Below are 15,495 nucleotides of genomic sequence, written 5' to 3'. Positions count from 1 at the left end.
GTGTCCGGGTGCATACCGGAACACGGCCCGCCCTTTGCTTTCTCTCGGTGTCCGCTTCATCTCTGGGTGGATACGATGCGTTCTGGTATGGCACATCCGGCTTGAGTCACCTCGGCGGAGGGAGGGCCATGCGATCAGTGAGCCGCAGTCGACTGGTGACAGTGGGGCTGGGCCTGGGGGCTGTCGGAGGGTTCTTCGGCAGCCTGCTCCTCGAACGGAGTGCACTGACTGCCGTACGCGATACGGCGGGCGAAGGAAGCGAGGAACAGCCTTCATGGGGCGTCGGCTCGTACCGCTCACACTGGACAACCTTTCCGATCTCCCCAGGCGCTGCCGCTCGTGTGTCTTCTGGGAGCTTGATCCGGTCAGCGGGGACGCTGCGGTAAAGGCGGGAAGGCCCGAGCTGGAGAAAGAGGCCTGGATCTCGGCCGTTCTGCTGGAGTGGGGTTCCTGCGGCCGCGTCGTCTATGTCGACGATGTGCCGGTGGGGTTCGTGCTCTATGCACCACCGGCCTATGTACCGCGCTCGACGGCTTTTCCGACGAGTCCCGTCTCCTCAGATGCCGCGCAGCTGATGACTGCCTGGATCGTGCCGGGCTACCAGGGGCAGGGTCTGGGGCGGGTCATGGTGCAGACCGTCGCCAAGGATCTCCTGCGTCGGGGATTCAAGGCGATCGAGGCCTTCGGGGATGCCCGGTGGAAGGAACCCGCGTGTGTGCTGCCTGCGGATCATCTGCTGGCGGTGGGCTTCAAGACCGTAAGGCCGCATCCCGCCTATCCACGGCTGAGACTGGAGCTGCGTACGACGCTTTCCTGGAAGGAAGACGTCGAGTTGGCGCTGGACCGGTTGCTGGGTGCAGTCCAGAAGGAACCGGCGCTGCGACCGCTGTGACCGAAGGGCCACAACGAACGTGAAACGGGTCCATCCCCCCGAGGGATGGACCCGTTTCACGTGAAACAACGGTCGGCGGTCCTACTCGCCGATGAAGCCTTCGAGGTCGCGAAGGATCGCAGCCTTCGGCTTGGCGCCGACGATGGTCTTGGCGACCTCGCCGCCCTGGTAGACGTTCAGGGTCGGGATGGACATGACGCCGTACTTGGCGGCCGTGGCCGGGTTCTCGTCGATGTTGAGCTTGACGATCTCGATCTGGTCGCCGTGCTCGGCAGCGATGGCCTCCAGCGACGGCGCGATCTGGCGGCAGGGACCGCACCAAGCGGCCCAGAAGTCCACCAGTACGGGCTTCTCGCTCTTCAGGACGACCTCGTCGAAGGAGTCGTCGGTCACGTTCTTCAGGGCGCCGGCCACGGCGGCCTCCTTAACTACTTTGGGGTGTGGGGTGAGAAAGTCGTGGATCAGACGGTGGCCGCAGCGGCCTTCTCGTCATCGGCGAGCGCAGCGAGGAAGCGTTCGGCGTCGAGAGCGGCCGAGCAGCCCGTGCCGGCAGCGGTGATGGCCTGCCGGTAGGTGTGGTCGACTACGTCACCGGCGCCGAAGACACCGGTCAGGTTGGTGCGTGTCGAGGGGGCGTCGACCTTGAGGTAGCCCTCGTCGTCGAGGTCGAGCTGGCCCTTGAAGAGCTCGGTGCGCGGGTCGTGGCCCACAGCGATGAACAGGCCGGTCACCGGGAGCTCCGACGTCTCGCCGGTCTTGGTGTTCCGCAGGGTCAGACCGGACAGCTTCTGCTCGCCCTCGACTCCGGCAACCTCGCTGTCCCAGGCGAACTTGATCTTCGGGTCGGCGAAGGCGCGGTCCTGCATGGCCTTGGAGGCCCGCAGCGAGTCACGGCGGTGAACGATGGTGACCGACTTGGCGAAGCGGGAGAGGAAGGTCGCCTCCTCCATCGCGGTGTCACCACCGCCGACCACGGCGATGTCCTGGTCCTTGAAGAAGAAGCCGTCACAGGTGGCGCACCAGGAGACGCCTCGACCGGAGAGGGCGTCCTCATTGGGCAGGCCGAGCTTGCGGTGCTGGGAGCCGGTCGTCACGATCACGGCCTTGGCGCGGTGCACCGTCCCGGCCGTGTCGGTCACCGTCTTGATGTCTCCGGTGAGGTCCACGGAAACGACATCGTCGGGGACGAGCTCGGCGCCGAAGCGCTCTGCCTGGGCGCGCATGTTGTCCATGAGCTCGGGGCCCATGATCCCGTCCTGGAAGCCCGGGAAGTTCTCCACGTCGGTGGTGTTCATCAGCGCGCCACCGGCGGTGACGGCGCCCTCGAACACCAGCGGCTTCAGCGAGGCGCGTGCGGTGTAAAGGGCGGCCGTGTAGCCCGCGGGGCCGGAGCCGATGATGATCACGTTACGGACGTCGCTCACGGGTTTCTTCCTCGTCTCTGCAGACTGCCTACTGTCCACGCCTACTGGGGCCGGTTCAACGACTCTCACCCCACCCAACGGATCCTACGGGGGATGCATTCCCGACGTGCCGGGGCGGCGTACGGCGCGATTCTCAGGGGCGCGTGTAGGCGCGAGTCAGCAGCAGCTTCCCCTTGGCGGTGGGCTTCTCCCCGACGCAGGCCGCGTCGACGACATACGCCTGAACACGTGTCGCGTCGGACGGGTGCGGCAGCACGACCAGGAAAGCATGCGTTCCTTCGTAGCTGCCTTCCTCCATGGCGAGGGCCGCGGCCTTACGCCCGATGCCCTGCTCCACACAGGGCGGGACGGACACGGTGGGCGCGCGCAACGGTGTGCGAGGCGATTCGGACTCCGGGGAGTCGCTCTTCGGCGTCGATTGCTCCTCGACGGACGGCGCCTTCTTCTCCGTATCAGCACTGTCCGAAGTCGAAGGCCTCGTGGTGGTACTCGCAAGCAGCGTGTGTACCTCGTCTTCGAGCGTGGATTCCGAGAAGCCCCCCGCGCTCTTTGCCGTGGAGTCGGAGCTTCGGTCCGCCGCCTTGAGGCCGGCAGCCTCCTGTGACGGCTGAAGGCTCTGCAGCATGAGGACGCTCACGCCGACCACGGCTGCACCGAGAGCGGTGCCGAGGACGGCTGCGCGGCGGCGACGTCCGGCAGATCGGCGTCCGGGGCCGGTCGCTGCCCTCGAATGCCCCGCAGGACGGCTCGAGGGGCCGGTGGGTTCCGTGCTCGACTTCTGTGCCACGGAACGTTCTGTTTCACGTGAAACATGTGCCGCGTCGGCGGGTGCCGTGGTGCGGAGGGCCTCGGCGGCGAGCGCGGCGTCGATGCGCTCGGCGACATCGTCGGGCATGGGGTGTGGTTCTGGCACAGCGCCGAGCAGCCCTCGGATCTCAACGAGGGACGCATGGACATCACCGCAGAGTGCGCAGCCGTCCACATGACTGCGCACCTCTGCCGCACGTGACGGTGGGAGCAGCCCTTCCATGAGATCGGAGATCTCCGAGACATCCGGGTGCTGGGTCGTGTCGGTCGTTGATGTCATGCGCGCCCACCTCCGCCCTTCACTGCAGCAGGATCGCTTGTCCCGGTGTCTCTCGGCCCCGATGCCGGTGGGACGGATGCGCGTGGCGTCCGGTTCCTTTCCGTGGCGGTTTCATCGGTCTTCGCACTCTCACTGCGGAGGTGGGCGAGCAGAGGGGCCAGCCGGGCCCGGCCCCTGGCACAGCGGCTCTTCACGGTGCCGGTCGGTACGTCGAGGATGCGTGCTGCCTCGGCCACGGGGTATCCCTGCATGTCCACGAGGACGAGCGCGGCACGTTGTTCGCCGGGGAGAGTGGCGAGTGCGGCCAGGAGTTCGCGGTGCAGATCCTGACGCTCCGCCGGCGCCTCGGCAGACTCGTGCGGGTCGAGGAGCTGCTCGAACCGTTCGGCGTCATTGACCGGTGAAGTCTTGCGGGTGGCTGCCTTGCGGACCCGGTCGAGGCAGGCGTTGACGGTGATGCGGTGCAGCCAGGTGGTGACGGCGGACTGGCCGCGGAAGGTGTGGGCGGCCCGGAAGGCGGAGACCAAGGCGTCCTGGACGGCGTCGGCGGCTTCCTCGCGGTCACCCAGGGTCCGGAGTGCCACGGCCCACAGCCGGTCGCGGTGGCGTCGTACGAGCTCGCCGAAGGCGTCGGGTTCACCGGCCACATGGCGAGCGAGGAGGTCTGAGTCGCTGAGTGGTTCTGACGGCTCGCCGGCCACTTCCCCTCCCTCCCTTTTGCTGCGTCAAGGTGGGTCTGTCTATCACGATTCGAGCGGACGGGGCAGGGGCGCAAAAGGCCCGTGGGTCCGACCCACCTGCCTCGCGGTCACTTGAGTACGGAGATCTCCGAGATCCCGCCCCGGTAGCGTGTGCTGTCAGGCGGCTGCCGGGATGAGGGTGACGCCGTGGCAGAGGGCCTTGGGCCGACGGGCGAGGCCGGAGCTGGTGGACCGGGTGGTCGCTGAGTGTGGCCTTTCTGGCCTGTGCACTCGGCTGCTGGCGCCGCGGGTGGTGGTCTATTTCGTGCTGGCGATGTGCCTGTTCTCAAGGCAGGACCATGCGGAGGTCGCGCGGCTGTTCATGTAGGGCCTGACCTGGGCGAAGCGCTGGTCGGGCTCGTGGCAGGTGCCGAGTACGGCGGCGATCTCGCGGGCGCAGGTGAAGCTGGGACCGGAGCCTTTGAAGGCGCTGTTCGCCGAGGTTGCCCGGCCGTTGGCGACCGAGGAGACCCGAGGTGCGAGGTATGGGCGGTGGTGGCTGGTGGTGATCGACGGCACGGTCTTCGATGTGCCGTGCAGCGAGTAGAACGCCGCGCACTTCGGGCGGCCGAAGACCGTCGCACCGAGCGGTGCGCGTATCCGCAGGTGCGGATGGTGGCGCTGGCCCGAGTGTGGCACCCGCGCCATCACCGCCGCCCTGGGGCCGCTGTCGTCCTCCGAACCGGCCCTGGCTCGTGGGCTGTTCGGCCATCTCGGCGAGAGGGATCTGTTGCTGGCCGACCGTGGGTTCACCGGGGTGGAGCTGCGGCGGGCGGGCTCGGCCGGCGGCGTGGACCTGCTGTGGCGGATTCGCTGCATCAGATCCTGCCGACGCGCGAGGAACTTCCCGACAGTTCCTCCCTGTCGGAGATCGTCGTCGCGAAGGACCGTAAGCGCGCCGACCCCACGCCCGTGCGGGTCGTCGGGTACGTACTTCACGGCACAAACTCTCCCGAACAGGATGTCCCCTACCAGCTGATCACCACGAACCTCGACCCCGCGGCCGCCCTCTACCACGAGCGGTGGGAGATCGAGACCACGCTGAACGAGCTGAAGACCCACCAGCGCGGTCCCGCCCAGGTCCTGCGTTCCCGTACGGCCGACGGCGTCGAACAGGGAGTCTGGGGCCACCTGCTGTTCCGCTACACCATTCGCAGCCTGATGTACGACACCGCGGACGCCGCCCAACTCGACGCCGACCGGATCTTTTTCACTCGCAGCCTCCGCCTCGCCCGCCGCCAGGTCACCGTGCAGGCGGCCTTTTCCTCCGGCCGCCTGGCCACAGCCCTCGCCGGAGGCCTGCAGGAGATATCCCGACACCTGCTGCCTGCCTGCCGCAGATGCTTCAACCCCCGCGCCAGCAATCGCAAGATGTCCGGCTTCGGCGTCAAACGCGACGAACACCGACACTCTCCTCAACCCGCCCGGAGCCCGGCCAGGGTCGTCGCCATCGCCCCGTACTGGCGTAAAGCCTTAGCAACCCACCAACGAAGGTCGCACGAAGCTGGGGCTCGATCCCTTAAGCCACTGGTATTGAGGTTAATCAGTGACGCCGCCGCAACGACGGTTTCAAGACCGCTCCCTTCGGCCGTTCTGACACACCTCTCGGCGTTCGCCCACCCGGGGCGGACGCGTGTACGAGCATGGAAGCGGGATGGCGTCATGGGGCCTGTCCACACTCGGGGTAAGCTGACGAGCGCCGAAAACGATCTTGAAATGGGGAGTCAATGCTTTTTGTCCGTAAGGCACTTGTTACTGCTTCAGTAGCGATATCGGCCATTGCGAGCGCCCTTGTCGCGGCTTCCCCGGCGAGCGCATCGGTCTGGACCGACTCATCCAGCAGCACCAGCTGTGATTCCCAGTGCCTGGTTTTCTTCTACAACACCGGCTATGCGGGCTCGTACACGAGGTTCAGCTCCACCGGTACTGGCAGCGAGGGAATCCGCGACTTGGCTGCGTACACCTTTCTGAGCTCCGGTGCCGGGCAGGGAATGAGCCTGAAGAACCACGCGGCCTCGGCGAAGGCGCGTATCTGGAGTGTCGACTCCAGCGTGACGATCTACTACAACAGCGGCTACGCAGGCCCTTGCGACAAGCTCCACACGAACGAACGGCCGGCTGCCTACCAGCTCTCGAATACGTACAACAACAATGCGTCGGTGCTCTTCCGGAGCGCGAAGGTCAGCCAGGGCTGCGTCAACTTCAGCTGACCAGGGTCATGGATTTGCGGCGGACGCGTTCCAAGCGGCCGCCCCATTCTTGTGGAGGAGTGTGCAGTGTCCGCGGCGAGACAGGACTTGCCAGGTATGACGTCACGTGCTCTTGCGCTCGTGGCGACCGTGCTCATGGCGACGACCTCCTGCTCGGCCCCTCAAGTAGGCACCGGTGGCAAGTCCGGTGGTCAAGGCATGGACGCTCGCTCCTCGGCAGCACCCTCTGCCAGTGCTTCCCTGCCGATTGAAAAGTTCGCTCTCACTGCCCAGGAGTCCCACACGGTCGAGCGTGCCAAGGTACTCCTGGCCAATGAGTGTCTGCGAGGGTTCGGTCTCGACTACCGGATACCGGACCCTTCACCGTTGGTTCTCGAATCCGCCAGGCGCTACGGGATAACGGACCGCGAGGTCGCCCGCGAGCACGGATACCACCTGCCCCCACAGGCCGGACAGGCAGACGTTGCCAAGCAGCCCACCGAGGCACAGAAGGCGATCCTGTTCGGAACGAATCGCAAGGGAGAGCAACAGACGAAAAGTCCCGACGGCCGCACGATTCCACCCGGCGGCTGTTACGGGGATGCTGAGGTCCAGCTGAACGGCGGACCGCTCCCCGAGTCGGACATCGCCGTCGCAGCGACCATCGACAAGGAGAGCTTCAGGCACTCCCTGGCCGACAAGAGAGTCGTACAGGCTTTCCGTGAGTGGTCGACGTGCGTGGAACGCCACGGCTACTCGTACCAGGACCCCATGGCGTCCGTGGGCGATCGGGCTTTCGACACCGAGGAACCGACCCAGCGGGAGAGGGCTGTGGCCCTGGCGGACATGGACTGCAAGACCGAGGTGGGTCTGCTGAAGACCTGGGGTGCGGTCGAGACCGAGATTCAGGCACGCATGGTCAAGAACAAATCCTCGACGCTGAACAGGCTGCGCTCCTTCCAGAAGCGCAAGGTGAGCAATGCCAGCGAGGTCATCAAGCGCCTCAGCAACTGAGCAGTGCTTTGGTCAGGGCGGGTTGGCATGGTTTCAGGTTCGCTGGCTGCCTGGTTGGCGTAGTGCTTCTCTTCGTACTCGATCGGGCTGAGGTAGCCGAGCCGTTTCTGGATGCGGCGGGGGTTGTAGAAGCCGTCGATGTATTCGAAGACCGCGAGGCTCGCCTTGACGCGGGTGCATCCAGAGGTTCTCCGCCAGGGCATTCTCGTACGAGTCGCCGACCGAGCCCATGGACGCTTGGATCCCAGCTCTGACCAGGCGTGTTGTGAGCTTCACGGACGTGTATTGGCAGCCGTGGTCCGCATGGTGAATGAACTCGCCGGCAACGGGCTCGCGGCTGGCCAGGGCGTATTCCAGCGAGGCCAGGATCAGGTCGGTGACTCACAGCCGGTTTGTCCCATTCGCGGTGAAGTCGCGCCTGACCAGGGCAGGAGCTGGATCCGCGTCCGGGTCATGTCGGGCGAAGCTCTTGTCACGGCGTGGGCTGATCCCTGCGAGTCCGGCCTGGCGCATGAGTCGTTGGACATGCTTGCGGCCGACGTTGACGCTTTCGCGCCGGACTCGTCGTGAGGAGTTCGGCGAACTCCTGGTTGAGGTGGGCGAGTTCCGCCATCTCGGGGCAGGCGTCGGTGAGGTGCCGCCAGAGCTTGTCCCGCAGGTTGTCGGGGCGGGGCAGCAGAAGGCGGGCAAAGTGCGCGGGGTGATGACGGGCCGGTTACTCTCGGCCCGGCCTTGGGCGATGTAGCGGTAGAGGAGGCTGAGGCTGCCGGTGTAGCCCAGCTCCGTGATCTCGCGGAAGGGCTGGAGCACTGGAACGGCGGGGTCGGCGGCCCGACGGGTGCGGAGGTGGTCGCGGTAGAGTTCGACGAGGGTGGGCTGGTAGCGCAGGGCCTCCGATTCCCGGGTACGCGCGTAATGCTTGACGGTGTTGAGAGCGAGGTTGAGGCGTCGGGCGCACTCCAGTAGTCCCACGCTTTTACCGAGCAGGTCGTGGACCTGGTGCCATCGTTTGCGGGTGGTCAGCTCATGTACTGCTCCGGGCGGTTTTACGGTTGCCCAGCAGGAACTGTGGGAGCGGATCTCAGCCGGAGTCTTGTCGCAGAGGTTCTCCCAGAAGTGCCAGCAGTCGCTGACCTGCACCGCGTCAGGCAAGGCCCGGCGGACTGCCTCGCCGTAGGCCCCCGAGCCGTCGCGGCAGACGACCTCGACGCCGGGATGTTCGCGCAGCCACCGCTCGCGTGTGGTCGCGCTGCGCTTCGCCAGCACGTCGATCCGCTCGCCGGTCTCGGCGTCGATCAGGATGCTGGCACAGCGGTCGTGCAGCTTCAGCGCAAAGTCGTCGACGCCGAGCACCCGCGGCACGCGCAGCGTGGGCAGTGGCAGCCGCATCAGCATCCGCAGCGCGCTCGAGCGTGAGATCACAACGATGAGGTAGCGGAGAGTCGGGCGCTTGCCCGGCCCGCTGTCCGTCACGTTCTCAATGACCAGTGCCGACAACTCGGAAAACAATTTCCTGATAAGGGAGTTGACGTCGCGCATGCGACGCCAACGATCCCGGTCACATTTCGTCACCACCGACCATAAGACAGAGTCGAACGATTTACAGTCCCCCGCACGACTTCCCGAACCGTTGCACGGTCTAGTCCTACTCCTACTGCGCTGCCTGGCGGTGCGGATGAGTTATGGCGACACCGTGTGTTTCTGACGGCTGGTGGGATTGCGGCGTTGCCCGCGGCATCGGTGAACAGAGGGGCGAGTGTGGTGACCCGCGAGTAGATAGTCAGCCCATGAATTTAACATCGATGATGGCTTGTTTGTAGCCTGCGCTACTGTAGCGATCGGCGGGTGACTTCGGCATGTCGGTAAGCCATACGAGAACGAACCGGGTCTTTACCGGGTTCTTCGTTTGCAGTTTCGCTTCTGTGCCGATCGTCTCGGTCGTTGCAATTTTCTTCATCGATGTTAGCGGCGTTGATGAGCTGAGAGAGTCGGCCGCGTAGAGCGAGGCGGTGGTGTGATCGCCACCGAATTGAAGTTTTACGGAGGCTGACGAAATGAACTGGGCGGAATCGAGTTCATACATGATGCCGACGCCCTGTTTGAAGGGAGCCAATTTGGGGCCGTCTATGAAGCTCTTGGACCGCCAGTACGTCGTGCTGTCGCCGTCATACGTCAGGTGAACGTCGTCGGGGTGCTGTGCCTTTCCATCCGGAAAGTACTCGACCGCGTCCTTGACCGTGAGCAGTTGGCCCGTGGGCTCCTTCTTGCCGTCGTCACCGTTTTTCGGGTTGATCTGTGTACTGCCGGGGTCACTCGGGTCGCTGTTGAGCAGCGCCTCGGCGAGTTGCCAGCTGCCGAGGCCCAGGGCGGCAATGAGCAGTGCGGACACCGCCCACTTGAGGACCTTGCCGGTGCGGCTCTGGAGCGGGGCCGGTGGCACAGCCACGGGCTGCGTGGCGCCAAGGCTTGCAGTCGGGCGTCCGTAGGTGCCCTGCTGGTAGGTCGTGCGCTGATACTCCGGAGGGGCCGTGAAGGTGGGCTCCGGAGGACGGATGCGGGGCATCGCGGCAACGGCCTTGGCCAGCTCGTCCGGGGTGGTGCACGGTTGTTCCTGCCGGGAGGCAGTGGCGCCGTCGTTGGCGAGTGCGCGCATGGAGAGCTCGGACAGGCCCCGATGCACGCCGGCCCGCACCTGGTCGGGGGCGATCAACCCCATTCCCTTGGGCAGCCCGGACAGGCCGTAGGCGTCGGTCTCGTACGGCCAGCGCTGGGTCAGCGCGGCATAGAGCAGGGCACCGATCGCCTCGGTGTCCGCACGCTGGGGGCCTTCGGAGGTGATGCCCCGCAGGGCGGCGTTCACCGCGAGGCCACGGATGCGGTACTGGCCGGTCGAGCTGCGCAGCACCGCCCCGGGCGTCAGCCTCAGATGCGCGAGCCCTTCTCGGTGCGCGGCTGCCATGGCCTGGGAGACCTGGCTGACGAGCTGGTACGCGTCGTGCGCCTCCATCGGCCCCGAGGCCAGCAGAGAGGTGAGCTCGGTGGCGTCGGGGAGCCACTCATGGACGACATAGACGAGGTCGTCCTCCTCCACCGCGTCGAGCACCTGCACGAAGCGCGGGTCGCCGAGCAGGGCGGAGGATCTGGCGGCGGCCAGCACGGAGCGGGCGCGGGGGTGATCGGCCGGGAGCAGATGAACGCCCACGGCGCGGCGCAGCTTCTCGTCGACAGCGCGCCAGCTGCTGAATCCGTCCAGACGGGTGACGCACTCCTCGAGCCGGTACCGTCTGGCAAGTTTGTGCCCGCTGTGCAGATCAGGGGTTGGCAGGGCGGTTTCGGAGCTGATCCGCTCTCCGTCCGTGTCCTGCGGCTCGGTGCCCGTCGTGTCCTGAGCTTCTGCCGTCCCGTCGGTCGTGGCCTCGTCCGCCTTGGCGGTCAGCGGCTCATCACCGCTGTTGTCGGCCACGTCGACGGCAGCCGTGCTACGTTCCGCCACCGTCGTTCCTGCCTCCCCATCCGTTGCGCGATGCCAGCCAGCTCTGCACAGTCACGCCAATTGTGCCCACACTCCGGCGCTATGCACGACACGCCAGAGGCGGTGATGGTTGTGCGGCCGGTGATCCTCAGCGCCCGAGACGTCCTCGGACCATGCCGACCATGCCGTTGATCTCTTCGATCCGCATCCGCTTGGCGGCCACGAAGAAGACGCCCAGCAGAACGGCTCCACCACAGATCAGCGCGACGAGTGACCCGAAGGCTCCTTCGCCGAGGCCCAGAAGCACCGCGAAGCCCACGCCACCACCGAGCACGGCCGCCGGGACGGCGGCCAGGCACAGGCGGGCGTAGGTGCGTACGACATGGGCGCCGTCCAGGTCGCCGCCCAGCCGGTTGCGCAGCCGTCGCCAGGCGATGCCCACGCCGACGGCGTAGGCGAGTCCGTACGAGGCGGCCATGCCGACCACGGCCCACTGGGCCGGCAGAACCACGTAGCAGAGGGCCGAGGCGGCCGCGTTGACCGCGGCGACGATGACGGTGTTGTAGAAGGGCGTCCGGGTGTCCTCGTAGGCGTAGAAGCCACGCAGCACCACGTACTGCACCGAGTACGGGATCAGGCCGAGACCGAAGGCCATGAGGATGTAGCCCATGGAGCGGGCGGCTTCGGTGCCCGCGGAGGCGTACAGGAGGGTGCACATCGGCAGGCCGAGGGCGAGGAACGTGAAGGCCACCGGCACGATCGCCACGGCGGAGTTCCGCAGCCCCTGGGAGATGTCGTCGCGGACGGCACCCGGGTCGTCGTCATGGGCGGCGCGCGAGATGCGGGGCAGCAGGGCCGCCATGACCGACACGGTGATGATCGCCTGCGGCATGCCCCAGATGAGCTGGGCGTTGGAGTACGCCAGGAAGCCGGTGCCGTCCTTGCCGGACAGCTTGCCCGCCGACGTCGCGAGCTGGGTGACGACGATCACCCCGGCCTGGTTGGCCAGGACGAACAGGACGGTCCACTTGGCCAGCTTGACCGTCTTGCCGAGCCCGTGTCCCTTCCAGTCGAAGCGCGGGCGGAAGCGGAAGCCGGCCTCGCGCAGATACGGGATCATGGCCAGGGCCTGGACGATCAGGCCGAGCAGGGTGCCGATGCCCAGGAGCCGGACGCCCTCCGGCGGGATCGTCTGCACGCCCATCTGGGATTCGGCGGAGGTGCCGTAGACCCAGATGAACATGCCGAACGTGAAGATCATGACGATGTTGTTGAGGACCGGGGTCCACATCATCGCGCCGAACCTGCCGCGGGCGTTGAGGATCTGGCCCATCACGACGTGCACGCCCATGAAGAAGATGGTCGGCAGACAGTACCGGGCGAACGTCACGGCGACGCTGTTGGCCGCCGCGTCCCCGGCGATCGTCGGCGACATCATGTGGATCAGCCACGGAGCGGCGAAGACGGCGATCGCGACGATGACACCGAGCGCGACCATGACCAGGGTCAGCAGCCGGTTGGCGTAGGCCTCGCCGCCGTCCTCGTCGTCCTTCATGGAACGGACGAGCTGGGGAACGAAGACCGAGTTCAGCCCGCCACCGACGGTGAGGATGTAGATCATCGTCGGCAGCGTGTAGGCGATGGTGAAGCTGTCGCCGAGCAGGGCAGCACCGAGTGCGGCGGTGATCACCAGGCTGCGGACGAAGCCGGTGAGCCGGGAGACGAGCGTGCCTGCCGCCATCACGGCACTGGACTTCAGCAGGCCGGACGCCCGGCCGCCGGACTTGGGCGGTGCGGGTGCCGGAGCCGGCTCGGGCTCGGCCGGAACGGACGGGGGTCCGGCCGGACCCTCCTGGTCCCGGAACAGGTGCGCGAAGGCGTCCTGCTCCCGGTCGTCGGACGCCCGGCTGACGAGGTCGTCGACCCCGACGAACTGGGTGGTCGCCGGGTTGTCGCCGTACGGCAGGTGCCGCGACGGCCCATCGGGCTCGGGCGGTGGGGTCTGTGCCCAGATGCGCGGGTCGGGTGCGTACTGCGCCGCGGGTGGCTGCTGGTACAGCGGCTGGGGCTGCTGGTAGGTGCCAGGAGGTGGCGGCGGGTGCGCGGCGCGGTCGTACAGCGCTTCGTTCACCGGGTCCTGGGCGGACAGATCCTGGGCCCTGTAGGGGTCGTAGTCGTACGCGGCCTGCAGGTACGGATCGGGCGCCGGCGGAACCTGGCCCTGTCCGGGATGCGGGGCAGGCCCATCGGCAGACCCGGCTCCGCCCGCACCCTGACCGCGGTCACCGTCGTACGGCGCGTTCATCGAAACCCCACCTCATCGTCCCCGGCCGACCGGCCACGACAGACATCGCTCAACGTTCCACTTTCTCACCCGAGCCCGACGGCGCCCCGTTTTCCGGACCGGTGTCCGGCGTCGGGTCACTCGGCTGCTCGGGTTCGCTGCCGTTGTCCCCGGCCGCGCCGCCCGCGTTGGCACGCTTGCGGTGGGTGTACATCCTGATGCCCGCCAGGACCAGGAGCAGCAGCCCGCCGGCGATCACCAGCAGCACGGTCGGGGTGAGCTCGGAGACCTTCACGGTGAAGGTCATCTCTTCGCCGTACGGCGTGCCGTCCTCGGTGTAGAGCTGTGCGGTCATCTGCACCTGGCCGTTGACGTTGGCCGCGGCGTCGAACTTCACGGACTGGCTGTGACCGCCGGCGATCCGGATCGGCTGCTCCGCCACGGCTCCGCCGTTGTTCAGCTTGAGCCGGGTGGCGTTCTCCGACTTCAGCCGGAGGACCAGATGATCCACACCTTGCAACAACCGGTTCTGCACCGTCACCGGGATCGTGGCGCTGCGGCCGGACAGGGTGACGTCCGACTTCGAGATGAGCTGGACCTCGTTGACGAGGCCCTGCAGATAGGTGCGCACCGAGTCCCGGTACTGCTGGGCCTTCAGCGGACTGCCGCGCCACGACGTCGACATGGACCGGTTGATCGCATTGCCGAAGGGGGTCACCACCCGCTCGGGGTGGGTGAGGATGACCTGGAAGTCGTTGAGCGAGACCTGGGTGGACTTGATGTCCTGGAACGCCTGGGTGGGCAGTTCCTGGCTGCGGAGCTTCTTCGGGTACTGGGACGACCTGGGAACGCTGGTCGTCGCGTCCGCGTCGGGCTTCGCCTCGGCCGCGTCGACGAGCCCGAGGGGCTGCGTCCACCGCTCGTCGTCGAGGGCGTGCAGGGCGCCGGCCATCGACTGGGCCTGGGCGATTGTCGGCATCCGCTGCGGTGCGACGACGATGCTCCGCTCCGTGTCGGTGTCCTGTTCCGCCAGGGCGAGGGTCAGAGCGAGGAACTTCTGCACGGCGAGGGTGGAGTTCCCCGCCGTTGACATGTTGCCCTGGAAGGCCGTGGAGAGCCGGGCGTCGGAGACCACCGCGGTGGTGCCGCCACCGATCGGGCGGGCCGCGGTCGGCGTGTACGGCAGATCGCCGGTCTCCTGGAGGCTGTCGCTGCGGGCGATCACATTGTGGGCGCCGGCCGAGGTGGCGACATCGACGATCGACGGGTCGATCGCCCCGTCGACGGGCCAGGCGAAGTCCGTCGACGGTTTCACGTGCAGGATGGTCTCCACCGTCGTTCCAGCCACCTCGGTGGCGGTCTGGAGGTGGCTGAGGGTCCCCGACACGTTCTTGCCGCGGTGCGCGATGGAGGCGAGATCGGGGTCGCCGAACGGCAGCGCGACGACCTTGCCGTCCGACACCGCGGCCTCCAGCGAGGCGAGCCATTTCTTGGCGACGGCCTGGTTCTTCCCGGCGACAGTGGTGTCGCCGGACTTGACGCGGTAGTTCCGTGCCATCGCGTCGACACTGGCCAGCAGATCCGGGTCGATGACCCACGTCACGGGCAGCTGGCTGCCCAGCGAGACCATCTGTTCGAGACGGCCGCCCGGAGCGAGTTCGGCGGCCAGTTCGTCGTCCGCGAACACCGGTGTCTGCTGATCGTCGGAACCGGTCTCTGCGGTGACATGGGCCGATGCGATCAGAGGCCAGAGATAGGTGATCTTCGTCCTGGAATCACGCTGCTCCTCCTGCCAGGGCAGGAAGGTGCGCTGGATCCCCAGCACCTGGTCGTACCGGGCCCGGGAGGTCTGTCCCGACAACGAGACACCGAGCTGGTAGACGCCGTCGTCGCCGAGCCCCAACTTGTCGACCGGGACGGACAGTGTGAAGTCCTGACTGATTCCGGCAGGGAGCTTGGCGAACTTCACCGTGTACTTGCCGCCGAGCGGAGCGGGGTCGGTGCCGGGGACATACCCGGTGCGCTTGGCGGCGGCGTCGATCGACGCCCTGCCGAAGAGCTTCGGGCCCACCCGCAGGTCGACCTCCGCCTGCGTGATCGTCTCCTTGCCACGATTGGTCACGGTGCCGGAGACACTCAGGGTGTCCCCCTTCACCGGTGCGCTCGGAGCGAGGGTGTCCAGGGAGACCTTGACCGTCTCCGAGCCGGTGGGGACCCGGTTCGTCCCGCTCGCCAGCGCGGCGGGAGCCGCCGTACCGGCCAGCAGTGCGGCGACGAGCGGCGCCCCGATGATCAAGGAGGCTGTGCGCCGCAGCCATCGACGGGCAGGAGACGGACCGATCTCCTGGATGTCTGCCGCCTCGGCCACGCGCCTACCCGTCCCTCGTCGTCGT

12 protein-coding genes and 2 pseudogenes are annotated in these 15,495 nt (G+C 67.0%); 5 read left to right on the top strand and 9 right to left on the bottom strand.

The window, feature by feature from the left end; all coding sequences use genetic code 11:
- Positions 1-274 precede the first annotated feature (274 nt).
- A complete protein-coding gene (locus ACIRP2_RS17840) occupies positions 275-892 on the top strand; it encodes a GNAT family N-acetyltransferase (protein WP_404251239.1) in 618 nt (205 codons plus the stop codon).
- 81 nt (positions 893-973) lie between these two features.
- Here ACIRP2_RS17840 and trxA read toward each other — a convergent pair whose 3' ends face one another.
- The 4 genes from trxA to sigM form a co-directional block, all read right to left on the bottom strand.
- A complete protein-coding gene (trxA, locus tag ACIRP2_RS17835; RefSeq protein ID WP_351072285.1) occupies positions 974-1,306 on the bottom strand; it encodes a thioredoxin in 333 nt (110 codons plus the stop codon).
- A gap of 47 nt (positions 1,307-1,353) precedes the next feature.
- On the bottom strand, positions 1,354-2,316 hold the full coding sequence (trxB, locus tag ACIRP2_RS17830; RefSeq protein WP_404251236.1) for a thioredoxin-disulfide reductase: 963 nt from the start codon (positions 2,314-2,316) through the stop codon (positions 1,354-1,356).
- A 133-nt stretch (positions 2,317-2,449) separates the two neighbouring features.
- Positions 2,450-2,941 (bottom strand): hypothetical protein, encoded by a 492-nt coding sequence (locus ACIRP2_RS17825; protein WP_404251234.1) that lies wholly within the window; start codon positions 2,939-2,941, stop codon positions 2,450-2,452.
- Between the two features lie 458 nt (positions 2,942-3,399).
- Positions 3,400-4,104 (bottom strand): RNA polymerase sigma factor SigM, encoded by a 705-nt coding sequence (sigM, locus tag ACIRP2_RS17820; RefSeq protein WP_404251232.1) that lies wholly within the window; start codon positions 4,102-4,104, stop codon positions 3,400-3,402.
- A gap of 172 nt (positions 4,105-4,276) precedes the next feature.
- Between sigM and ACIRP2_RS17815 the strand changes: the two are divergent.
- From ACIRP2_RS17815 to ACIRP2_RS17800, 4 genes and pseudogenes are all read left to right on the top strand, one after another.
- A pseudogene (locus tag ACIRP2_RS17815) lies at positions 4,277-4,690 on the top strand (transposase domain-containing protein).
- 254 nt (positions 4,691-4,944) lie between these two features.
- Positions 4,945-5,910 carry a hypothetical protein gene (locus ACIRP2_RS17810; protein ID WP_404251230.1) on the top strand — a complete coding sequence of 322 codons (966 nt, stop codon included), beginning with the start codon at positions 4,945-4,947 and terminating at the stop codon, positions 5,908-5,910.
- Positions 5,911-6,092: 182 nt separating this feature from the next.
- Positions 6,093-6,353, top strand: coding sequence for a hypothetical protein (locus tag ACIRP2_RS17805; protein ID WP_404251228.1), 261 nt, complete (start codon positions 6,093-6,095; stop codon positions 6,351-6,353).
- A 96-nt stretch (positions 6,354-6,449) separates the two neighbouring features.
- On the top strand, positions 6,450-7,346 hold the full coding sequence (locus ACIRP2_RS17800) for a hypothetical protein (RefSeq protein ID WP_404251226.1): 897 nt from the start codon (positions 6,450-6,452) through the stop codon (positions 7,344-7,346).
- Here ACIRP2_RS17800 and ACIRP2_RS17795 read toward each other — a convergent pair.
- From ACIRP2_RS17795 to ACIRP2_RS17775, 5 genes and pseudogenes are all read right to left on the bottom strand, one after another.
- Positions 7,238-7,549 (bottom strand): IS3 family transposase, encoded by a 312-nt coding sequence (locus tag ACIRP2_RS17795; protein ID WP_404251224.1) that lies wholly within the window; start codon positions 7,547-7,549, stop codon positions 7,238-7,240. The genes ACIRP2_RS17800 and ACIRP2_RS17795 overlap by 109 nt on opposite strands.
- Before the next feature lie 362 nt (positions 7,550-7,911).
- Positions 7,912-8,918, bottom strand: a pseudogene (locus ACIRP2_RS17790) (transposase); the annotation flags it as partial.
- 208 nt (positions 8,919-9,126) lie between these two features.
- Positions 9,127-10,839, bottom strand: a complete 1,713-nt coding sequence (locus ACIRP2_RS17785; protein ID WP_404251222.1) for a serine/threonine protein kinase — start codon at positions 10,837-10,839, stop codon at positions 9,127-9,129.
- A 127-nt stretch (positions 10,840-10,966) separates the two neighbouring features.
- The gene (gene murJ / locus ACIRP2_RS17780) at positions 10,967-13,123 is read right to left on the bottom strand and encodes a murein biosynthesis integral membrane protein MurJ (protein ID WP_404251220.1); all 2,157 of its coding nucleotides are present in this window, start codon (positions 13,121-13,123) and stop codon (positions 10,967-10,969) included.
- Positions 13,124-13,172: 49 nt separating this feature from the next.
- Positions 13,173-15,470 (bottom strand): DUF6049 family protein, encoded by a 2,298-nt coding sequence (locus ACIRP2_RS17775; RefSeq protein ID WP_404251218.1) that lies wholly within the window; start codon positions 15,468-15,470, stop codon positions 13,173-13,175.
- Between the last annotated feature and the right edge of the window lie 25 nt (positions 15,471-15,495).

It is taken from the genome of Streptomyces sp. NPDC101194, assembly GCF_044767885.1.
Lineage (GTDB): Bacteria > Actinomycetota > Actinomycetes > Streptomycetales > Streptomycetaceae > Streptomyces.
The sequence above is the reverse complement of the archived record's forward strand: the minus strand, read 5'-3'. Positions and strand labels throughout refer to the sequence as shown.

Excerpts from the sequence above, each read along its gene's own strand:
- ACIRP2_RS17840 (WP_404251239.1), top strand. The coding sequence starts at position 275 with ATGGGGCGTCGGCTCGTACCGCTCACACTGGACAACCTTTCCGATCTC.
- ACIRP2_RS17825 (WP_404251234.1), bottom strand. The coding sequence starts at position 2,941 with ATGCTGCAGAGCCTTCAGCCGTCACAGGAGGCTGCCGGCCTCAAGGCG.
- ACIRP2_RS17800 (WP_404251226.1), top strand. The coding sequence starts at position 6,450 with ATGACGTCACGTGCTCTTGCGCTCGTGGCGACCGTGCTCATGGCGACG.
- ACIRP2_RS17795 (WP_404251224.1), bottom strand. The coding sequence starts at position 7,549 with ATGCCCTGGCGGAGAACCTCTGGATGCACCCGCGTCAAGGCGAGCCTC.
- murJ (WP_404251220.1), bottom strand. The coding sequence starts at position 13,123 with ATGAACGCGCCGTACGACGGTGACCGCGGTCAGGGTGCGGGCGGAGCC.